Source organism: Sulfitobacter sp. TCYB15, assembly GCF_040435955.1.
Taxonomy (GTDB): Bacteria; Pseudomonadota; Alphaproteobacteria; order Rhodobacterales; family Rhodobacteraceae; genus Sulfitobacter; species Sulfitobacter pontiacus.
Genome location: NZ_CP159193.1, coordinates 938,098 through 958,316 on the forward strand (window position 1 = coordinate 938,098; position 20,219 = coordinate 958,316).

Annotated in this window: 19 protein-coding genes; 14 read left to right on the forward strand and 5 right to left on the reverse strand. The window is 62.2% G+C overall.

Features of this window, described 5'->3' with window-relative positions:
- The first annotated feature begins 3 nt into the window (after positions 1-3).
- The 4 genes from thrC to ABM428_RS04515 are packed head-to-tail and all read left to right on the forward strand — an operon-like array spanning position 4 to position 3,679.
- Positions 4-1,392 (forward strand): threonine synthase, encoded by a 1,389-nt coding sequence (gene thrC / locus ABM428_RS04500; protein ID WP_132997113.1) that lies wholly within the window; start codon positions 4-6, stop codon positions 1,390-1,392.
- Entirely contained in the window at positions 1,389-2,651 is a 1,263-nt protein-coding gene (locus ABM428_RS04505) for a pitrilysin family protein (RefSeq protein WP_260004887.1), read from the forward strand. The genes thrC and ABM428_RS04505 overlap by 4 nt, the downstream gene beginning before the upstream one ends.
- The gene (locus ABM428_RS04510) at positions 2,651-3,235 is read left to right on the forward strand and encodes a GNAT family N-acetyltransferase (protein WP_005851700.1); all 585 of its coding nucleotides are present in this window, start codon (positions 2,651-2,653) and stop codon (positions 3,233-3,235) included. Before ABM428_RS04505 ends, ABM428_RS04510 begins: the two co-directional genes overlap by 1 nt.
- 6 nt (positions 3,236-3,241) lie before the next feature.
- Positions 3,242-3,679: a VOC family protein gene (locus tag ABM428_RS04515; RefSeq protein ID WP_278375968.1), complete on the forward strand. Its 438-nt coding sequence runs from the start codon at positions 3,242-3,244 to the stop codon at positions 3,677-3,679.
- A gap of 69 nt (positions 3,680-3,748) precedes the next feature.
- Here ABM428_RS04515 and ABM428_RS04520 read toward each other — a convergent pair whose 3' ends face one another.
- Positions 3,749-4,348 (reverse strand): GcrA family cell cycle regulator, encoded by a 600-nt coding sequence (locus ABM428_RS04520; RefSeq protein WP_353628201.1) that lies wholly within the window; start codon positions 4,346-4,348, stop codon positions 3,749-3,751.
- A 432-nt stretch (positions 4,349-4,780) separates the two neighbouring features.
- Between ABM428_RS04520 and ABM428_RS04525 the strand changes: the two genes are divergently transcribed.
- The 3 genes from ABM428_RS04525 to ABM428_RS04535 all read left to right on the forward strand — a co-directional run bounded on the left by ABM428_RS04525 (position 4,781) and on the right by ABM428_RS04535 (position 7,932).
- On the forward strand, positions 4,781-5,956 hold the full coding sequence (locus ABM428_RS04525; RefSeq protein WP_353628202.1) for an aspartate aminotransferase family protein: 1,176 nt from the start codon (positions 4,781-4,783) through the stop codon (positions 5,954-5,956).
- A 75-nt stretch (positions 5,957-6,031) separates the two neighbouring features.
- Positions 6,032-6,937: an ornithine carbamoyltransferase gene (gene argF / locus ABM428_RS04530; protein ID WP_009826142.1), complete on the forward strand. Its 906-nt coding sequence runs from the start codon at positions 6,032-6,034 to the stop codon at positions 6,935-6,937.
- Positions 6,934-7,932 (forward strand): 2-dehydropantoate 2-reductase, encoded by a 999-nt coding sequence (locus ABM428_RS04535; RefSeq protein WP_132997109.1) that lies wholly within the window; start codon positions 6,934-6,936, stop codon positions 7,930-7,932. Before argF ends, ABM428_RS04535 begins: the two co-directional genes overlap by 4 nt.
- 25 nt (positions 7,933-7,957) lie before the next feature.
- Here the strand turns inward: ABM428_RS04535 and ABM428_RS04540 are convergent, their stop codons facing one another.
- Both ABM428_RS04540 and ABM428_RS04545 read right to left on the reverse strand, forming a co-directional pair.
- Entirely contained in the window at positions 7,958-9,439 is a 1,482-nt protein-coding gene (locus ABM428_RS04540; protein ID WP_132997108.1) for an inorganic phosphate transporter, read from the reverse strand.
- Between the two features lie 87 nt (positions 9,440-9,526).
- On the reverse strand, positions 9,527-9,985 hold the full coding sequence (locus ABM428_RS04545) for an NUDIX hydrolase (protein WP_005851707.1): 459 nt from the start codon (positions 9,983-9,985) through the stop codon (positions 9,527-9,529).
- 153 nt (positions 9,986-10,138) lie between these two features.
- On the opposite strand from ABM428_RS04545, the gene gndA reads away from it, so the two are divergent.
- Entirely contained in the window at positions 10,139-11,566 is a 1,428-nt protein-coding gene (gndA, locus tag ABM428_RS04550) for an NADP-dependent phosphogluconate dehydrogenase (protein ID WP_353628203.1), read from the forward strand.
- Between the two features lie 9 nt (positions 11,567-11,575).
- Here the strand turns inward: gndA and truA are convergent, their stop codons facing one another.
- The gene (gene truA / locus ABM428_RS04555; protein WP_132997106.1) at positions 11,576-12,364 is read right to left on the reverse strand and encodes a tRNA pseudouridine(38-40) synthase TruA; all 789 of its coding nucleotides are present in this window, start codon (positions 12,362-12,364) and stop codon (positions 11,576-11,578) included.
- Positions 12,365-12,456: 92 nt separating this feature from the next.
- Here truA and ABM428_RS04560 point away from each other — a divergent pair, with 92 nt between their 5' ends.
- The 5 genes from ABM428_RS04560 (at position 12,457) to ABM428_RS04580 (ending at position 18,926) form a co-directional block, all read left to right on the forward strand.
- Positions 12,457-13,869 carry a YcjX family protein gene (locus tag ABM428_RS04560; protein ID WP_165934320.1) on the forward strand — a complete coding sequence of 471 codons (1,413 nt, stop codon included), beginning with the start codon at positions 12,457-12,459 and terminating at the stop codon, positions 13,867-13,869.
- On the forward strand, positions 13,866-14,321 hold the full coding sequence (locus ABM428_RS04565; RefSeq protein ID WP_005851714.1) for a GNAT family N-acetyltransferase: 456 nt from the start codon (positions 13,866-13,868) through the stop codon (positions 14,319-14,321). The genes ABM428_RS04560 and ABM428_RS04565 overlap by 4 nt, the downstream gene beginning before the upstream one ends.
- Positions 14,321-15,322: a TIGR01620 family protein gene (locus ABM428_RS04570; protein ID WP_353628204.1), complete on the forward strand. Its 1,002-nt coding sequence runs from the start codon at positions 14,321-14,323 to the stop codon at positions 15,320-15,322. The genes ABM428_RS04565 and ABM428_RS04570 overlap by 1 nt, the downstream gene beginning before the upstream one ends.
- A gap of 196 nt (positions 15,323-15,518) precedes the next feature.
- Positions 15,519-18,434, forward strand: coding sequence for an isoleucine--tRNA ligase (gene ileS / locus ABM428_RS04575; RefSeq protein WP_132997104.1), 2,916 nt, complete (start codon positions 15,519-15,521; stop codon positions 18,432-18,434).
- Positions 18,435-18,467: 33 nt separating this feature from the next.
- The gene (locus ABM428_RS04580) at positions 18,468-18,926 is read left to right on the forward strand and encodes a methylated-DNA--[protein]-cysteine S-methyltransferase (protein WP_074635804.1); all 459 of its coding nucleotides are present in this window, start codon (positions 18,468-18,470) and stop codon (positions 18,924-18,926) included.
- 42 nt (positions 18,927-18,968) lie between these two features.
- On the opposite strand, the gene ABM428_RS04585 is transcribed toward ABM428_RS04580, so the two are convergent.
- The gene (locus ABM428_RS04585; protein WP_074635803.1) at positions 18,969-19,664 is read right to left on the reverse strand and encodes a phosphatidylcholine/phosphatidylserine synthase; all 696 of its coding nucleotides are present in this window, start codon (positions 19,662-19,664) and stop codon (positions 18,969-18,971) included.
- A gap of 188 nt (positions 19,665-19,852) precedes the next feature.
- Here ABM428_RS04585 and rpmB point away from each other — a divergent pair, with 188 nt between their 5' ends.
- Complete coding sequence (rpmB, locus tag ABM428_RS04590; protein WP_005851725.1) at positions 19,853-20,152, forward strand: 50S ribosomal protein L28; 300 nt, start codon at positions 19,853-19,855, stop codon at positions 20,150-20,152.
- Positions 20,153-20,219 lie beyond the last annotated feature (67 nt).

Sequence of the window (20,219 nt, forward strand, 5' to 3'; positions counted from 1 at the left end):
CTTATGCGTTATGTCTCCACCCGTGGTTCCGCCCCCGTTTTGTCGTTCGAAGAGGCGCTGCTGACCGGCCTCGCCCGTGACGGCGGCCTGTATGTGCCCGAAACGATCCCGACGCTTGGCACCGATGAGCTGCGCGAGATGGCCACGATGTCCTACGAGGATGTCGCCTTTCGTGTGATGAAACCCTTTGTCGGCGACACATTCAGCGACGATGAATTCAAGGCACTGATCGCCAAGGCCTATGCGGGCTTCAACCACAAGGTGCGCGCGCCGCTGGTGCAGCTTGAACAGGGGCACTTCCTGCTTGAACTGTTCCACGGTCCCACGCTGGCGTTCAAAGATTTTGCCATGCAGTTGATCGGCCACATGTTCCAGGCCGTTCTGTCGCGCAAGGGGGAACGGGTGACCATCGTCGGTGCGACCTCGGGCGATACCGGATCGGCCGCGATCGAAGCCTTCCGCGGGCTGGATAACGTTGACGTTTTCATCCTCTTCCCCCACGGCCGCGTGTCCGAAGTGCAGCGCCGACAGATGACCACACCATCGGAAAGCAACGTGCACGCGCTGGCGCTGGACGGTGATTTCGACGACTGTCAGGCCCGCCTGAAAGACATGTTCAACGACCACGATTTCCGTGACGGGGTGCAACTGGCAGGGGTCAATAGCATCAACTGGGGCCGCGTGCTGGCGCAGGTGGTCTATTACTTCACCGCAGGGCTCGCTATGGGCGCGCTGGACCGCAAGGTCAGCTTTACCGTGCCCACGGGCAACTTCGGCGATATCTTCGCGGGCTATATCGCGCGGGAAATGGGCCTGCCGATTGCCGATCTGGTGGTTGCGACGAACCAGAATGACATCCTGCACCGCTGCCTGACCACAGGCGGCTACCACAAGGGCGAGGTTCATGCCTCTATCAGCCCATCGATGGATATTCAGGTCAGCTCCAACTTTGAACGCGCCTTGTATTTCGCCTACGGCCAAGACAGCGACGCGATCAATGCGCTGATGGGCGATCTGGCGAAGGGCGGGTTCGATGTGGGCGACAATGCCCTGCGCGATCTGCAAAACACCTATAAATCGGGCCGCGTATCCGAAGAGGAAACCAGCGAGACGATCAAGACCTTCTACGCCGACACAAATGAGCTTCTGTGCCCGCATTCTGCCATCGGGGTGCGCGTGGGGGCGGCCTTGCGTGATCCGGCGACGCCGATGATCACGCTGGCCACCGCGCATCCGGCCAAGTTCCCCGATGCGGTCGAAGCCGCCACAGGCCAGCGCCCGCCGCTGCCTGACCACATGGCCGATCTTTTCGACCGCGAAGAACGCGTGACCCGCGTGCCGAACGACCTTGAGGCGCTCAAGGATATCATTAAAGGGGGCATCGCTCAGTGAGCTTGCAACAACACCGCCTGTCCAACGGCTTTCGTATCGTAACCGAACATATGCCGGGGCTTGCATCGGCCTCTATCGGGGTCTGGGTTTCGGCGGGCGCGCGGCATGAGACGGCCACGCAAAACGGTATCGCGCATTTCCTTGAGCATATGGCGTTCAAGGGCACGGCCAAGCGCACCTCGTTGCAAATCGCCGAAGCGATCGAGGATGTGGGCGGCTATATCAACGCCTATACCTCGCGCGAGGTAACGGCCTATTACGTGCGCGTGTTGGAAAATGACGTGTCGCTGGGGCTGGATGTGATCGCGGATATCTTGCGCAATCCCGTCCTTGATAATGGCGAGATCGAGGTGGAGCGCGGCGTGATCCTGCAAGAGATCGGTCAGGCGCTGGATACGCCGGATGATGTGATCTTTGATTGGTTGCAGGAAAAGGCATACCCCAACCAACCCATCGGGCGCACCATTCTGGGCCCGTCCGAACGCGTGTCGAATTTCAGCCGCGAAGACCTGTCGGGCTTTATCAGCCAGCATTACGGCCCCGACCAGATGATCCTCGCCGCCGCTGGGGCGGTGGACCATGACGAAATCGTGCGCCTTGCTGAACAGCTGTTCGGCGACATGCCCCCCAAGCCTCTCTTCGACGTGGATGCTGCCAAATTCAGCGGCGGTGAAGTGCGCCAGTTGAAACCGCTTGAGCAAGCGCATTTCGCGCTCGGGTTCGAAGCGCCCGGCTACCGCGCCGATGATATTTATGTCGCGCAGATCTATGCCTCTGCCCTGGGGGGCGGCATGTCGAGCCGCCTGTTCCAGGAGGTCCGCGAGAACCGCGGCCTGTGCTATACGATCTTCGCGCAGGCAGGGGCCTATGCCGATACGGGCATGATGACGATCTATGCTGGCACCAGCGGGGAACAGCTGCCCGAACTGGCGGGCATCACGATTGACGAGATGAAGCGCGCCGCCGCCGACATGTCCCCGGCAGAGGTCGCGCGAGCACGGGCGCAGATGAAGGCTGGGCTGCTGATGGGGCTGGAAAGCCCGTCGAACCGCGCGGAACGTCTGGCGCGTCTCATTCAGATCTGGGACCGCGTCCCCCCGCTGGAAGAGACCATCGCGCAGATCGACGCGGTCACTACAGGCGACGTGCGCGACTTTGCCCAGAATATCGCCTCCAGCGCCCCTGCGGCATTGGCACTTTATGGTCCGGTAGACGGCGCCCCCACATTGGAAGAACTTCAGGAGCGTCGCGCTGCCTGATGCAACTGCTGAAACGAAAGCTTGCCATTGAAACCGAAAGGCTGACGTTGCGGCCACCGGTGCATGCTGACTTCCGCCCCTGGGCCACCCTGCGGTCGGACAGCATCACCTACCTCACCCCGTGGGAGCCGTCCTGGGCACCGGACCACCTGTCGCGCAAAGCGTTTACCAATCGGGTCTACTGGGCCAACCGGTCGGTCTCTGCGGGGACGGCGCTGCCGCTGTTCCTGATCCGCCGCAAGGATAACATGCTGATCGGGGCGATCACGCTGGATAATATCCGCCGCGGCCCAGCACAGGCGGGCACCTTGGGGTATTGGACCGGCGAACAATTCGCCCGCCGCGGCTATATGCGCGAAGCGATCGAGGCGACGGTGCACCACGCCTTCACCCGTCTGGACATCAGCCGCGTCGAGGCCGCTTGCCTGCCCGAGAACATCGCCTCGCGCGGGTTGCTGGAAAAGACCGGTTTCAAGTACGAAGGCGTCGCGCAAAGCTATCTGCAAATCGACGGGCGCTGGCGGACCCATGTGCTGTATGCGCAGCTGCGCGGGGACCGTCGGGGCAAGACCGCAGCGGGGTAGGGGGCTATGATCGCCTATGTCACCGTCGGGGCAGACGACCTTGCACGTGCCAAACGCTTCTATACCGCTTTCCTGCCAGCCTTGGGCTATGCGTTGACCGAAGGTCCCGAGGGCTTGAGCTTTGTGTTGCCACAGGCTTCGGGGCAGCCCGCGGCCATGCCAGATTTCTACGTCAAACCGACCTTTGATGGCGCGCCGGCTTCTGCTGGCAACGGGTCGATGATCGCGTTCGAAGCAACCAGCCAGGCACAGGTGCGCGTGTTACACGCCGCAGCGCTGGCCGCGGGCGGCAGCGATGAGGGCCAGCCGGGGTTTCGCGCCACCTATGGCCCGCGCTTCTACGTCAGCTACCTGCGTGACCCCCAAGGCAACAAGATCGCGTTGTTCTGCGATAATCCGGCAGAGCCGGGCAGGGATGATCCACCCAATGCGCCGACGCGTTGATGCGAAAAAGGCCAGACATCGCTGTCTGGCCTTTCGTTACTCTGATGTCCGCAGTGGCTGACTGGCAGCTTAGCGGCGGCGGTCGCGCCGCGCGCTCATCGGTTGGAAGGCGACGCCGACGTGTGCCTCACAATAGGGCTTGCCCTGCTGTACGGGCAGACCGCAGAACCAGAAATCATCCGTTGCAGGGTCACCGACGGGCCATTTGCAGGTCCGCTCTGTCAGGTCCATCAGGCCGATCTTCTTCGATTTTTTCTCGACCTCGCTCACCTTGGCAAGCGCTTCCGGGCTGATCTCGTTCGCGGAGGGCTGCGGCGGCAGCGGCTGACCGGCGGGAATGATCTTGGCGCGCGCGGGCAGGTTGGGGCGGGGCGCTGGCGCGGCCTCTGCCGGTTCCGGCTCTGCGGCTTCGGGGGCGGGGTCAGCCTTGGGCTTGGCGGCTGCGGCGGGTTTCGCGGCAGGCTTGGCCTTGGCTTCCGGTTTGGCCGCCGCAGCAGGGGCGGCGGCGGGCGCTGCGGTTGCGGTCCGGTTGGACAGCCCCAGACGATGCACCTTGCCGATCACGGCATTGCGGGTCACACCGCCCAACTCCTTTGCAATCTGGCTTGCGGATTGGCCCTCGCCCCACATTTTCTTCAGGATCTCTACGCGGTCATCGGTCCAAGACATTTGGCGTCCTTAGCTAACAAGCGGCCCTTCTCAGGACCGCCGTGGAAAAATCTCAAGCCCCTATACTAATCACTGACAGCTTGGGTGCAAGGCGCGAACGGGCGATTGGGGCGGCAGCGGGGGCAAACGCTCCCTTAAAACCACAGCAAAGCATCCCCGGCACCGTTCGTGGCACAGATTGCGGCGATCGCGCGCCAATTTTTGCTTTGCAAGCCGCGAAAAGCTGCTTATGCAAACAGCATGATCAACCGTTCGACATCCTCATTGCGACGACGCCAAGGCTAATTGGCGACACCGGCCCCTGACACGGGGGGCACGGCATTGATCTTTTGCGACATAAATTGCGTCGCACCCCTTCAAATCTTATTGACCCTCTCCGTCACACATGGCCTTTTGTGTCTTTGATGCGGCCAAACCATAAGGATGATCCTGATGATCCCATCTGTTCTGCCGACCTATTCACGCGCCCCCCTGAGCTTTGTCAAAGGCGAAGGGTCCTGGTTGATTGAACAGGACGGCCGCCGATTTCTGGATCTGGGCGCAGGCATTGCGGTGAACGCGCTTGGCCATGCGCACCCCGCGCTGGTGGCGGCGCTGACCGAACAGGCGCGGCAGCTTTGGCATACCTCGAACCTCTACGAGATCCCCCAGCAACAGGAACTGGCCGACCGACTGGTCGCGCTCAGCTTTGCCGATACGGTGTTTTTCACCAACTCCGGCACCGAGGCATGCGAACTGGCGGTCAAGATGGCGCGCAAGTATTTCTACGACAAGGGCCAGCCCGACCGGACCGAGATCATCACCTTCTCGGGCTCGTTCCACGGGCGGTCATCTGCCGGGATCGCGGCGGCAGGATCCGAGAAAATGACCAAAGGCTTCGGCCCGCTGCTCCCCGGTTTCAAACATATCGAATTTGGCGATATGGAGGCGCTTGGCGCGGCGATCACCGATACCACAGCCGCCATCATGATCGAACCGGTGCAGGGCGAAGGCGGCATCCGTCCCGTGCCGGATGCGGACCTCAAACAGATGCGCGCGCTGTGCGACACACACGGGCTGCTGCTGATCTTTGACGAGGTGCAATGCGGCGTGGGCCGCACCGGCAAGATGTTCGCCCATGAATGGGCCGGCGTCACCCCCGACATCATGATGGTCGCCAAAGGCATCGGCGGCGGTTTCCCCCTGGGCGCCGTGCTGGCTACAGAGAACGCGGCTTCTGGCATGACGGCGGGCACCCACGGGTCGACCTATGGCGGCAACCCGCTGGGCTGTGCCGTGGGCAATGCTGTGGTCAATATTATCGGCACAGACGCCTTTCTTGACGATGTGAACCGCAAGGCCGGCCTGATGCGCCAAAAGCTCGAAGGGTTGGTCGCCAGCCACCCTGACGTGTTCGAAAGCGTGCGCGGCAGCGGGCTGATGCTGGGGCTGAAATGCAAAGCCACCAACAGCGATGTCGTCGCCGCAGGGTACCGTCACGAGGTCATCACAGTACCGGCGGCGGATAACGTAATCCGCCTGCTGCCCCCTCTCAATATCACCGATGAAGACATCGCCGAGGCCGTCTCCCGCCTTGATCAAGCGGCCAGCAGTCTTGCTGCCAGCTGACCTTCATTTTGCCCTATAAACTCCGGGGGGCCGGGGGGCTGGCCCCCCAACTCCCTAAAATTAAAAGAATATCCCATGAAACATTTTCTCGACATTCACCAAACCGATCCGGCTGACCTGCGCAGCATCATCGACAATGCCGCCACGATGAAATCGTCCCGTCTGGGCCGCCCCCGTGGTGCGCCGGATGATGAACAGCCGCTCAAGGATCACATGGTCGCGCTGATCTTTGAAAAGCCCTCGACACGGACGCGGGTCAGCTTTGACGTGGGCGTGCGTCAGATGGGCGGGCAGACGATGGTGCTGTCTGGCGCAGATATGCAACTCGGCCACGGCGAGACCATCGCCGACACGGCACGGGTGCTCAGCCGCTATGTCGATCTGATCATGATCCGCACCTTCGAAGAGGCGACCCTGCTGGAGATGGCGGAATATGCCTCTGTCCCGGTGATCAACGGGCTGACCAACCGCACCCACCCCTGCCAGATCATGGCCGATATCATGACCTTTGAAGAGCATAGCGGCCCAATCAAGGGCAAAAAGGTGGTCTGGTCAGGTGACGGTAACAACGTTTTTGCGAGCTTCGCGCATGCGGCCAAAGCCTTTGATTTCGAACTTGTGTTTACCGGCCCGCAGACACTGGACCCCGAGGCCGCGCTGAATGGCCTTTACACAACCGAGCGTGACCCGAACAAAGCGGTAGAGGGCGCGGATCTGGTCGTGACAGACACATGGGTGTCGATGCATGATCCGCAATCGGCGCGCGAACGTCGGCACAACCAGCTGCGCGGCTATCAGGTGAATGACGCGCTGATGGCCAAGGCAAAGCCTGACGCGCTGTTTATGCACTGTTTGCCCGCACACCGCGATGACGAGGTGACAAGCTCTGTTATGGACGGCCCGAGCTCGGTCATTTTTGACGAGGCTGAAAACCGGCTGCACGCGCAAAAGTCGGTCATGCGCTGGTGCTTGGGGAAATGAGCGATCGGCGGCCCATCGTTGTCGCGGGTGCGGGGGCGATCGGCTGCTTTGTGGGTGGCATGCTTGCCGCCCACGGTCGCGATGTCACGCTGTTGGTACGTCCCCGCGTGGCAGAGCAGATCCGCAAGCATGGTTTGCGGCTGACGGGTTTTGACGGGCTCGACCAACAGGTGCCTGCCGCAAGCCTGACCCTCTCTCAGGACCCTGCCTGTCTTGCCGAGGCGGGGATCGTGCTGGTCACGGTCAAGACCGACGACACCGCCGAAATCGCACGGCTGGTGGCGCAGCACACGCCGGCGCTGTCGACCATTGTCAGCCTGCAAAACGGCCTCGACGCGGCCGAGATCCTGCGCGAGGCCTTGCCGCTGCATGATGTACGCGGGGGCATGGTGCCTTTCAATGTCGTCCCCCATGGCGACGGGCGGTATCACCGCGCGACCAGCGGGGATATCTTCGTCGAAACGGGCCGGATGCCACTGGCGGGCTATCTGTCGGTGCCGGGATTGCAGGTTACGGGGACGGGGGCGATCATCGGCGTTCAATGGGGCAAGCTGTTGCTGAACCTGAACAACGCGCTGAACGCCCTGTCAGGGCTGACCTTGCAGCAACAACTGCTTGACCGGCGCTGGCGGCGCGTGATGGCCGCCCAGATGGCCGAGGCGCTTGCCGTGCTGAAGGCTCATGGTATCCACCCTGCATCCTCTACGCCATTGCCCGCACAGCTGATCCCTTGGGTGCTGCGCCTGCCGACGCCGCTGTTCTCACGTGTCGCGGCCAAGATGCTGACGATTGACCCGATGGCGCGGACCTCGATGTCCTATGACCTGGAAGCGGGTAAACCGACCGAGATCGACGCGCTTCAGGGGCGGATCATCGCGATGGGGACGCAGGAAGGCGTCGCCACGCCGCTGTGTCAGCGGGTCTCTGATCTGGTGAAAGAGGCGCAGGCGCGCGGTCCGGGGTTGCCCGATATGGACCCCTCGGACCTTCGCTAGGCGGCAAGGCCATGCGCCACAGCGCTTAGTTGACCAGCGCGTTCAACCCCAGAAAGATCATCGCTGACATGGTTGCTGCCGCAGGGACAGTGATGACCCATGCCGCGACGATGGTCATGAAGTGCGACCGGCGCACGAGTTTTCGGCGGCGGCGTTCCTCTACCGCGATGCGTTTGACCTGACCGGCTTTGGCACCGGGGCGACGCAGGCGGCGCTCCATATGCCATTCGCGGTAGAAGCCAACGCCAAAAACGCCCCCCACAGCGATATGGGTAGAGCTGACGGGCAGGCCCAGCCACGAGGCGATGATCACGGTGATCGCCGCAGAGAGGGCGACGCAATAGGCGCGCATCGGGTTCAGCTTGGTGATCTGGCTGCCCACCATGCGGATCAGTTTCGGCCCGAAAAGGAACAGCCCGAAGGAAATGCCGAAGGCCCCGATCACCATCACCCACATAGGGATAGAGACTTTGGCCTCGAACCCGCCGAACTCCGAGGCGTGGACGATCGCGGCAAGGGGCCCAACCGCGTTGGCGACATCGTTGGCCCCATGGGCAAAGCTGAGCAGCGCTGCGGAAAAGACCAGCGGCAGGCCGAACAACACTTTGACGGATTTGTTGCGGTTTTCCATCCCGACCGACGCGCGGCGGATGACGGGGTAGGAAATGGCATAGGCCAAAGCGCCACAGGCCAAACCGATCAGCAGGGCAGAGCCCATGTTGATCTCGACGATCTTCTTGAGCCCCTTGAGCGCCAGATAGGTGGCAAAGACACCGGACATGACGCCAATCAGGATCGGCACCCAGCGACGCGAGGCAGCGATCTTGTCCTCCTGATAGAGGATTTGCGACTTGATCAGCGCCAGGAACATCGCTGCGACAGCGCCGCCCAAGACGGGCGAGATGATCCAGCTGAGGGCGATCATACTCATCGAAGGCCAGTTCACCGCCGCCATCCCCGCAGCCGCGATGCCGGCCCCCATGACGCCGCCCACGACCGAGTGTGTGGTCGATACCGGTGCGCCCACCCATGTGGCCAGATTGACCCATAGTGCCGACGAGATCAGCGCGGCCATCATGGCCCAGATGAACACTTGGGAATCCGCGACCGACGCGGGGTCGATGATCCCTTTCGAGATGGTCGATACCACGTCGCCGCCAGCCAGAAGGGCACCGGCACTTTCGCAAATGGCAGCAATGATGATCGCACCGCCCATGCTCAGCGCCTTGGCCCCGACGGCGGGGCCCATATTGTTGGCAACGTCATTGGCCCCGATGTTCACCGCCATATAGGCCCCGAAGGCCGCGGCGGCGATCACCACATAGTTGGACGGCTGCGCGCCAAAGAACAGGCCTGCGACCAGCGCGGCCAATACGATGAAGGCAAGGGCAATGCCAAATCCGACCATAGGCCGCGCCACATAGGTCGCGGCCTGTTCCACCCGCGAGATGCGGTTCAGGTCAGAATCCAGTGTTTTCCACTGTTGGCCTTTGGGTCCGTCGGTCATTGCTGCCTCATTCTCTAAAACCATGCGCTCGTGGCACAGTGAAAACGGTTTCGCAAGGCCGCACGGGGGGCTATCGGGGCGTGGCGACTAGAGGTTCAGAAGGATTTCGCGCAAATCAGGCTCCGCCACCAGTTCGGCGGCTTCCTTTGGGGGCATCCAGCGGCGGGTGCGCATGTCAACCTCGGGGTATTCATCCTCGATGTGACGGACGCGGGTCAGGTAGACCTGTGCGATGACGGGCGTGGTCATCCCTTCGGACAGGCCCTTGTCATAGTCATAATACCCGATCGGCTCGCTCTCGATATCGGCCTTGGACACGCCTGCCTCTTCCCATGCTTCGCGCAGGGCGGCACCGGCCCCGTCCAACCCGTCAATCGGCCAGCCTTTTGGCACGATCCATCGGCCGGTGTCACGGCTGGTGATCATCAGGACTTCTTTACCTTCGGGGGTTTCACGGTAGCACAATGCGGCGACCTGAATACGTTTGGGGCGGCGCCAGATGGGGAGGATCATACCCTCCCACGCGCGTTTGAGTTCATGTATCATAATTAAAACGTTAACCTGTAACTTCGTTGTTCTTGCTTTTATCCGGTCATCGTAGCTGAAAAAGAGACGAGAATCAATTTCACCCCCGCAAACCCTTGTGCAGCGGCGGTGTGCATCCCACTGTTTGATGGACCTTATAGGAGATTTAGCGCGATGGCCGCAGATTTAAAGACCGCAGATATTGGCGTTTATGGTCTGGGGACGATGGGCAGTGCACTGGCGCTTAATCTGGCCGAGCAGGGGTTCCGTGTGGCGGTTAGCAACCGCGAAGCCGATTGGATCGCGCCCTTTCTGGAGGAGACCGGACCGCTGGCGGGTCAGCTCTCGGGCCACGCGACGCTTGAGGATTTTGTCGACAGTATCGCGCAGCCGCGCAGCATCTTGTTCATGATCCCGTCGGGTGCTCCGATGGATGCGATGATTGACGCGGTGATGCCGCTGCTGGATGAGGGCGACACCATCATTGATGGCGGCAACGCCGATTTCCACGACACCCGACGCCGCGCCGCCGCCTTTGACGGTACGGGGCGGCATTTTGTCGGCATGGGCGTGTCGGGCGGTGAAGAGGGCGCGCGCCACGGCCCGTCGATGATGGTGGGTGGTACCGATCACAGCTGGACCCAGCTGCGCCCCATGCTCAGCGAGATTGCGGCCAAGTTTCAGGGCGCGCCTTGCGTCGATCATCTGGGGCCGGACGGGGCGGGGCATTTCGTCAAGACCGTGCACAACGGGATCGAATATGCCGACATGCAGATGATCGCCGAAGTCTACGGGCTGCTGCGCGACGCCGGTGGGCAAACGGCACCGCAGATCGGGGCGCTGTTTGAAAGCTGGCAGAAAGGGCCGCTCAGCTCTTACCTGATCGAGGTGTCTGCCGCCGCGCTGCAAACCGTGGATGCCGAGAGCGGGGCGCCAATGGTGGATCTGATCCTTGATAAGGCGGGTCAGAAAGGCACGGGCCGCTGGACCCTGATCGAGGCGCTGAAGCTTGGCCAGTCGGCCAGCTCGATCGAAGCGGCAGTCGGTGCCCGTGGCTGGTCCAGCGAGAAAGACTTGCGGGTCGCGGCGGCGCCGCTCTTGCCGGATGCGGTGACCGGCGGCACGCTGCCAACCGAGGATGAGATGAAATCGGCCCTGCTGGCCGCGCGCATTCTGGGTCACGCGCAGGGGTTCCGCGTGTTGTCCGCCGCCTCTGACGAATTTGGCTGGCAGCTGGATATGGCCCGCATTGCAGAGATCTGGCGCGCGGGCTGTATCATCCGGTCAGCCTTGCTGGACGATCTGGCCGATGCGTTCCACGCAGGATTGCCCGAGGGGGCCTTGATCCTCGCCCCGGCCATCCGCGATATGCTGGGCGATCACCTTGCTGGCCTGCGCAAGACCGTCGCTGCCGGGGTGAGCCTGGGCGTGCCCATGCCCGCGCTAAGCGCGTCACTGGCGTGGTATGACAGCATCCGAACCGCACGCGGCTCCGCGAATTTGATCCAGGCGCAGCGCGACTTTTTCGGTGCGCATGGGTTTGAACGCGGCGATATCGCGGGCGCTCACCACGGGACGTGGAACGCGATCCGGCGCGACTAGGGCGCTGGTCTAGCCGCGGCGCAGGGGCGATTGCGCGAAAGGGTCTGTCTCGTAGGTGACATGCGACAGATACAGACCCTGCGGCGGGGCGACGGGGCCGCAGGCTTGACGGTCCCGCGCGGCGAGCATCTGTTTCACATCGTCGGGCGCGAATGATCCGGCCCCGACGCGTTCAAGCGTGCCCACGATGCTGCGCACCTGATTGTGCAGAAACGACCGCGCGCGCACGTCGAACTGCACCTCGACACCGCCGCCGACGGGATGCTCTGTCATATCCACGCGGTCCAGCGTTTTGACCGGCGTTTGCGCCTGACAGATGGTCGAGCGGAAGGTGGTGAAATCATGCTCGCCGATCAGATGGGTCGCGGCCTCGCGCATGCGGTCGATGTCCAGCGGCTTCTTGACCTGCCAGACCAGCCCCGCCTGATGTGTCGCCGGAGGGCGACGTACCAGCACACGAAACAGATACCGGCGTTCGAGCGCGGAAAAACGGGCGTGAAAATCATCATCCACCGCGACGCAATCGACGATCGCAATGGGCAGTGGTTTCAGATGATAGTTGATCGCCTCGGACAGGCGGAACGGGGTCCAGTCACGTTCCATATCGCAATGGGCGACCTGCGCCAGCGCGTGGACACCGGCGTCGGTGCGCCCTGCGGCGGCGATGTTATGGGCGCGCGGTTCGATCTTGGCCAAAGCGGCCTCTATCGCGCCTTGGACCGACGCAAGGTCGATCTGGCGTTGCCAGCCGACAAAAGGGGCACCGTGGTATTCGATTTTCAGGGCATAGCGTTGCATGGCGGGCGTTTACCCTGAGGGTGCCCATCTGGCAATCCCTGACCCGCGTGCCTATGTTAGAGCGTAACGACAGGTGAAGGCGGGCACGGGCTTTGGTACTCTCAAGAATTGCCGATGGCATTTGGCGGCAGGTGGAAAATGTGCAGGACGGGGTGTCCGAGACGTTTTTCGAGCCTGTGATCCGTCTGGGCGTGACCGGTTTGGCGCGCTCCGGCAAGACCGTCTTTATCACCTCGCTTGTGGCGAACCTGCTGGATCGCGGGCGGATGCCGGGGCTGCTTGCTGCTTCCGAAGGGCGGATCGAGGCGGCGTTCTTGCAGCCGCAGCCCGACGATACTGTGCCGCGGTTCGAATATGAAAACCACCTTGCCGCGCTGACGGGGCCCACGCCGCATTGGCCCGACAGCACCCGCGCCATATCGGAACTGCGCCTGTCCTTGCGGGTGCGGCCAAACGGCTTGCTTGCGGGGTTTCAGGGGCCGCGCACGGTGCATCTGGATATCGTGGATTACCCCGGCGAATGGCTGCTGGACCTGGCGCTGATGGATGTGGATTATGCCACGTGGTCGGCGCAGGTGCTGGCGCGGATTGCCAACCGCCAAGAGGCCGCGGGCTACCGCGCGCTGGTGGAGGGGACCGACCCCGAGGCGGCATTGGACGAACCCGTGGCCCAAGCGCTGGCCGCCAGCTTTGCCGAGTATCTGCAAACGGCACGTGCGAATGGCTATTCCGACTGCACACCGGGTCGGTTCCTGCTGCCCGGTGATCTGGCCGGATCGCCGGTGCTGACCTTTGCGCCCCTGCCGGGTGGTGAGGGGTCGCGCGGGTCACTGCTACGCGAGATGGCGCGGCGGTTCGAGGCGTATAAGCGGCAGGTGGTCAAACCGTTCTTTCGCGATCACTTTGCGCGGATCGACCGGCAGGTCGTGCTGGTGGATGCGCTTGGCGCGATCAATCAGGGCCCCCGTGCCGTCGAGGATCTGCGCGCTGCCATGAGCGATATCCTTGGCAGCTTCAAACCCGGCCGCAACGGATTTCTGACGCAGCTTTTGCGCGGCAAACGGGTCGAGAAAATCCTCTTTGCCGCGACCAAGGCAGACCATTTGCACCACAGTCAGCACGCCAGCCTCACCGCGATCATGGAGGCGCTGACACGGGATGCCCGCGACCGCGCGCGCTTTGCGGGGGCTCAGACATCGGCTATGTCATTGGCGTCTTTGCGTGCCACGACCGAAGCCACGATGACGCACAACGGCGAAACTCTGGAGGTCGTGCGCGGCAGCCTGCTGGATACCGGCAAAGAGGCCGCGTTCTATCCCGGTGAACTGCCCAAAGACCCGGCACATCTTCTAAGCCCTGCGCGGGCGGGGGCGGAAAAATGGCTGGATCAGGATTATCAGATCATGCGTTTTGCGCCTGCTCGGCTGAACCTGCGCCCCGGTGACGGGCCGCCGCATATCCGTCTGGACCGCGCGGCGGAGTTCCTGATCGGGGATCGTCTGTGACCGGTGATGATGTGACCATCGCACCCGCGCGGGTGCTCGATGCCGGTCGCCTGTCAGAGGTGATGGCCTGCGCTAATGCAGATCACGATTGGCTGCCTCAGGCCCACAGCCGCGCAGAAGAGATCGGCACCCTGGGCGACATGATCGACGTGGGCTGGGTGCAGGTGGCGCGGACCGAGGGGCATGTTGTGGGCTTTCTGGCACGGCGTGCGGCCGAGATTCACGGGCTGTATCTGCACCCCAAGGCCCAAGGCAAAGGAATCGCGCAGCGTTTGCTGAACGGGGCCAAGGCACAAAGCGATCGGCTCGCGCTGTGGAGTTTCGAGGCGAACCTGCGTGCGTCGCGGTTCTACCGTGCCGCGGGCTTTATAGAGGTGGCGCGCAGCGACGGGGCAGGCAATGATTTCGGGCTGCCCGATGTGCGGTTTGAGTGGATGAAAGGGGCGGCGTGATGGCCAAGGGTCCGGTGCTATTTGATCTTGAAGAAGACACAACCGCGCGGCCTTCGGTATCGGATGCGCCGCCGGTGCCCGACGTAGGTGCGCCCGCGCCGCAAGGGCAGGCGATGCAGATCGCGGCACGGCTGGCCGCGCGCAAGCCGTCAAAGCTGGTACGCCTGTTCTGGTGGCTGCTGACCACGCTGATCGGCGCGCTGGTGTCGATTGCCGCGTGGAACTTCATCACGGGGCTGCTGGCGAGCTATCCGCTGCTGGGGCTGGCGATGACCGTGCTTATTGGTGCGGTGCTGTTGGTTCTGGTACTGCTCTGTCTGCGTGAATTGGCGGCGTTTAGCCGTCTGGCGCGGCTCGACGGCTTGCATCACGATGTGGGCGAGGCGCTGGCGCAGAATGATCTGACTGCGGCTCGGGCTGTGACGGACCGGCTGGTTGGCCTGTATCAGGGCCGCGAGGATACCCGTTGGGGCCGCGACCGTCTGGCAGAGCTGCGCGGCGATCAGTTGGATGCGCAGACCTTGCTGGCCCTGACTGAGGCAGAGCTGTTGGGCCCTCTCGACATCGCCGCCAGCCGCGAGGTCGAGGCGGCGGCCCGTCAGGTCGCGACGGTGACGGCGCTGGTGCCCTTGGCGCTGGCCGATGTGGTCGCGGCGATGACCAGCAACCTGCGCATGATCCGCCGCGTGGCCGAGATCTATGGAGGGCGCTCGGGCTTCTTTGGCTCTTGGCGTCTGACGCGGGTGGTGCTGTCGCATCTGGTGGCGACAGGGGCCGTGGCAGTGGGCGACGACATGCTGGAGCCGATCCTTGGCGGAACGATGCTGGCGAAACTGTCGCGCCGCTTTGGCGAAGGGCTGGTGAACGGTGCGTTGACTGCCCGCGTTGGCGTCGCCGCGATGGAGGTTTGCCGCCCCATGCCGTTCTCTGAACCCCGCCGCCCCAAGGTGCGCAGCATCATCAAACGCGCGCTGTCGGGGCTGTTTTCCAAAGGCAGCTAGATGCCGGGGCGAGGGGGCTTGTCGGTCGATCTGCTGCGGCCTATAAGGCTGCATATGACCCGGAACTCCGCGATCATTATTCGAATTATTTTCCCGGCGCTCTGATTGACGAGACGCCGGGCAGAGGTGCTTGAGTTTTTCGCACCGCATCCGAACATTCACCATTCCGAAATACCGTTGCCAAAGGACGCCCGCCATGTGCGCCGACACCCCCGAAACGCTTGATTATAAATCCACGCTGAACCTGCCGAAAACCGATTTCCCGATGCGCGCGGGCCTGCCCAAACGCGAACCCGAATGGCTGGAGCGGTGGGAAAAGATCGGCGTCTATGACCGCCTGCGCGAAAAGCAGGGGCGCAAGCCTTTTACGCTGCACGACGGCCCGCCCTATGCGAATGGCAACCTGCATATCGGCCACGCGCTCAACAAGACGATCAAGGATATGATCGTGCGGTCGCACCAGATGATGGGCTTTGACGCGCGCTATATCCCCGGTTGGGATTGCCACGGTCTGCCCATCGAATGGAAGATCGAAGAGCAGTACCGCCAGAAGGGCCGCGACAAGGACGATGTGCCGATCAACGATTTCCGCGCCGAATGCCGCAAGTTCGCCGCGGGCTGGGTCGATGTGCAGCGTGACGAATTCAAACGTCTGGGCATCACCGGCAACTGGGCAGACCCCTATCTGACGATGGATTTCCACGCGGAACGTGTGATCGCCGAAGAATTCATGAAGTTCCTGATGAACGGCACGCTCTATCAAGGCTCCAAACCCGTGATGTGGTCGCCGGTTGAAAAGACCGCGCTGGCCGAGGCCGAGGTGGAATACCACGACAAGGAAAGCTTTACGATCTGGGTGAAGTTCAAGGTTGTTGGCACGGATGACGCCACCCTTGACGGCGCGCACGTCGTGATCTGGACCACGACGCCCTGGACCATGCCGTCCAACAAGGCCGTCGTCTATGGCGAGGATATCTCTTACGGTCTGTACGAAGTCACCGGCCGCCCCGAGGAATCCTGGGTCACTATCGGTGATCGCTATCTGCTGTCGGACAGCATGGCGATGGATGTGTTCGGGCGTGCGCGTCTGGACGACACGATGGTGCGCCGTTTGCGGGATGTGACGCAGGACGAACTGGCAAAGATCAAGCTGCAGCACCCGCTGGCGGGGGCCGAAGGCAGCAATGGCGAATGGGACGATCTGCGCGACTTCCGTGCCGCTGATTTCGTGACCGACACCGAAGGCACGGGCTTTGTCCATTGTGCGCCGTCGCATGGTCTTGAGGAATATGAACTCTACCGCGGTCTGGGGATGCTGGATCAGGTGATCACGTATAACGTGGTCGAAGACGGGTCTTTCCGCGCCGATCTGCCGTTCTTTGGCGGCAAGAAGATCCTCAAACCCAACGGCAAGGAAGGCGACGCCAACACGGCCGTGATCAACAAGCTGGTCGAGGTCGGCGGGCTGCTGGCGCGTGGCAAGATCAAGCACAGCTACCCGCATTCCTGGCGCTCCAAGGCTCCGGTCATCTACCGCAACACGCCGCAGTGGTTCGCCGCGATCGACCGGCCCGTTGGCGACGGGCAGGACACATTCGGCAAGACCATCCGTGAACGCGCCCTGACCGAGATCGACAACGTCAACTGGGTGCCCAAAAAGGGCCGCAACCGTCTGCACTCGATGATGGAGGCACGCCCCGACTGGGTGCTGTCACGTCAACGGGCCTGGGGTGTGCCGCTGACCTGCTTTACCAAGAATGGCGCGCTGCCAACGGATGAAGACTTCTTGCTGCGTAACCCAGAGGTCAACCAGCGCATCGTTGAGGCGTTCGAGGCTGACGGTGCGGATGTCTGGTACGAAGATGGCGCGAAAGAGCGGTTCCTTGGCGGCATCGTGAACCCCGACGACTATACCCAAGTATTCGACATTCTGGACGTGTGGTTCGATTCCGGTTCAACCCACGCCTTCGTTCTGCGCGACCGCGAGGATGGCTCGGAAGACGGTATCGCGGATGTCTATATGGAAGGCACGGACCAGCACCGCGGTTGGTTCCATTCGTCGCTGCTGCAATCCGTGGGCACCACAGGCCGCGCGCCTTATCGTAACGTGGTGACGCATGGGTTCACGCTGGATGAGAAGGGCATGAAGATGTCCAAATCCATCGGCAACACCATCGTTCCCGAAAAGGTCGTGCAGCAATATGGCGCGGATATCCTGCGTCTGTGGGTGGCGCAGACCGATTACACTGCGGACCAGCGGATCGGGCCGGAAATCCTGAAAGGCACCGCCGACAGCTACCGCCGTCTGCGCAACACCATGCGCTATATGCTGGGCGCGCTGTCGGACTTTACCGATGCCGACCGGACCGAACCTGCAGATATGCCAGAGCTTGAACGCTGGGTGCTGCACCGTGTGGCAGAGCTGGATCAGATCGTGCGCGAAGGCTATGCGCGCTACGACTTCCAAGGCGTGTTCCAGGCGGTGTTCACCTTTGCCACAGTTGATCTGTCCGCGTTCTATTTCGACGTGCGTAAGGATGCGCTGTATTGCGACGGCGACACGCTGCGCCGCCGTGCTGCGCGCACGGTGCTGGATATCCTGTTCCACCGTCTGACGACATGGCTGGCCCCTGTGCTGGTGTTCACCATGGAGGAAGTCTGGCTTGAACGGTTCCCCGGCGACGAAAGCTCGGTTCACCTGACGGATATCCCTGAAACGCCCAAGGCGTGGCTGGATGCCGATCTGGCGGCGAAATGGGGCAAGGTGCGTGCCGCGCGGCGGGTTGTGACCTCGGCTTTGGAAGTGCAGCGGGTCGAGAAGGTCATCGGGGCCTCGCTTGAGGCCGCACCTATGGTGTTTGTTGCCGATGACGCTCAGCGGGCGGCGCTTGAAAGCGTTGCGTTCGAAGACGTTTGCATCACCTCGCAGATCGCCATCACCGGCGATGACGCCCCGGCAGAGGCGTTCCGTATGCCAGAGACCGACGGCGTTGCCGTGGTGTTCGAGAAAGCTTCGGGCGAGAAATGCGCACGCTGCTGGAAAGTACTGCCGGATGTCGGCACCCATGATCACGCGGGCGTTTGTGCCCGGTGTGACGAGGCTGTGTCCTAAGATGACGCCGCGCCGCTTGATCCGGAAACTCGGGTGAAGCGGCGCAGCATTCCCACGCGCTTTGGCACCTTGGTCGTGACCGAGGATGCGGGCGCGATTACCCACCTGCATTGGGGGCAGGATACCCTACACCAAGACAAAAGCGCGCTGCTGGATGAGGCCGAGGCGCAGCTGCGTGCCTATGATGCGGGGCGGCTGACACAGTTCACTTTGCCACTGCGCATTGGCGGAAGTGCCACGTTGCAAGCGGTCTGCGCCGAGATGTCGGCGATCCCCTTTGGCGATACTGTGACCTACGGTGACATCGCGACCAAGTTGGCGATCCCGGCGCAAGTGGTGGGGCAGGCCTGCGGGCAGAACCCTGTACCTGTCATCGTGCCGTGCCACCGTGTGATGGGGGCCAAGGGGTTGACCGGATACTCGGGTGCTGGCGGGGTAGAGACCAAGGTCGCCCTGCTACGCCACGAAGGGGCGGCAGGGTTGCTGATCTAGTTTAGAGGTTTCGTGCCGCTGCTTTGGCCCTGCGCGCCTCTATCAGGCCTCGCGGTCGTAAAGATACTGCTGCGCGACACCGGCAAACATCAGATAGACGCTGGTGATGATCAGGCCCCAATGGGCCCAGCTTTGCGGGTGAAAATCGACCCACGCGGCCCAACCGGCAAAGAACGTCCAGCCCAATGCCATGGGCAGGGTGACCATGCGCCAACGCTCTGTCCGGACGGGGTGCACGAATTTCAGCGGGGCGAACATGGTAATGGCCAAGACCGTGACAAGCACCAGCGACACCCACCATGGCGGCGACAGGGCAAAGAGCACCAGTACCAGCATGTTCCAGCATCCGGGGAAGCCCCAGAAGGAGTTATCCTTGGTTTTCATGCGTGTGTCGCAGAAATACATGGCGCTGGCGAAGGTGACGATGATGATCATGACCCAACCGCTCCACCCGTCCATGAGGCCGGAATGGAATAGCGCGAAGGCCGGAATGAACACATAGGTGAGATAATCGATGATCAGATCAAGCAGCACGCCGTCGAATTCGGGCGCGTTGGTCTTTACGTCGTATTTACGCGCCAGCGGCCCGTCGATGCCGTCGACAAAGAAGGCGACAACCAGCCAGAGAAACATCATATCCCAGCGTTCGTCGGCTGCCGCAAGCATGGCCAGCATGGCGAAAATCGCACCCGTCGCAGTGAACAGATGGACAAGAAGGGCACGGGAATGAATATTCATATGCGACAGATGACAAATCTTTTCGACGGATGCAAAAGGAAAAGCGTGTGTTGCCGCGCAGGCTTGGGTTGACCCCGCTCGCGATTCCGCCTAAAGCCAGCAAACCAATTTCAGGGTTTGCCGTAGCGCGGCCCATATGGGTATTGCACCGGATCGCCGGAAATGCCCCGCAGCAAAAGGATAGACCCATGTCGCGCGTTTGCGAATTGACCGGAAAAGGCCCGATGACGGGCAACAACGTAAGCCACGCCAAGAACCGTACACGTCGTCGGTTCTTGCCAAACCTGAACGATGTCACCCTGCAGTCCGAAGCACTGGGCCGCGGTTTCAAGTTCCGCATCTCGGCAGCTGCTTTGCGCACTGTTGACCACCGCGGTGGCTTGGACAAGTTCATGGCGAAGGCAAAGGACACTGAACTGTCCGTCAACGCGTTGAAAGTTAAGAAAGCAATTGCAAAGTCCAGCGCCACAGCCGAAGCGCTGTCGTAAGACTTTCCAATCGTTACGATGTTGTAGCCCTGGCCCTTGGCCGGGGCTGCGTCGTTTTGGACTGGTG

Coding starts and splice junctions, on each gene's coding strand:
- thrC (WP_132997113.1), top strand. CDS start 4: ATGCGTTATGTCTCCACCCGTGGTTCCGCCCCCGTTTTGTCGTTCGAA.
- ABM428_RS04510 (WP_005851700.1), top strand. CDS start 2,651: ATGCAACTGCTGAAACGAAAGCTTGCCATTGAAACCGAAAGGCTGACG.
- ABM428_RS04515 (WP_278375968.1), top strand. CDS start 3,242: ATGATCGCCTATGTCACCGTCGGGGCAGACGACCTTGCACGTGCCAAA.
- ABM428_RS04520 (WP_353628201.1), bottom strand. CDS start 4,348: ATGTCTTGGACCGATGACCGCGTAGAGATCCTGAAGAAAATGTGGGGC.
- ABM428_RS04525 (WP_353628202.1), top strand. CDS start 4,781: ATGATCCCATCTGTTCTGCCGACCTATTCACGCGCCCCCCTGAGCTTT.
- argF (WP_009826142.1), top strand. CDS start 6,032: ATGAAACATTTTCTCGACATTCACCAAACCGATCCGGCTGACCTGCGC.
- ABM428_RS04535 (WP_132997109.1), top strand. CDS start 6,934: ATGAGCGATCGGCGGCCCATCGTTGTCGCGGGTGCGGGGGCGATCGGC.
- ABM428_RS04540 (WP_132997108.1), bottom strand. CDS start 9,439: ATGACCGACGGACCCAAAGGCCAACAGTGGAAAACACTGGATTCTGAC.
- ABM428_RS04545 (WP_005851707.1), bottom strand. CDS start 9,985: ATGATACATGAACTCAAACGCGCGTGGGAGGGTATGATCCTCCCCATC.
- gndA (WP_353628203.1), top strand. CDS start 10,139: ATGGCCGCAGATTTAAAGACCGCAGATATTGGCGTTTATGGTCTGGGG.
- truA (WP_132997106.1), bottom strand. CDS start 12,364: ATGCAACGCTATGCCCTGAAAATCGAATACCACGGTGCCCCTTTTGTC.
- ABM428_RS04570 (WP_353628204.1), top strand. CDS start 14,321: ATGGCCAAGGGTCCGGTGCTATTTGATCTTGAAGAAGACACAACCGCG.
- ileS (WP_132997104.1), top strand. CDS start 15,519: ATGTGCGCCGACACCCCCGAAACGCTTGATTATAAATCCACGCTGAAC.
- ABM428_RS04585 (WP_074635803.1), bottom strand. CDS start 19,664: ATGAATATTCATTCCCGTGCCCTTCTTGTCCATCTGTTCACTGCGACG.
- rpmB (WP_005851725.1), top strand. CDS start 19,853: ATGTCGCGCGTTTGCGAATTGACCGGAAAAGGCCCGATGACGGGCAAC.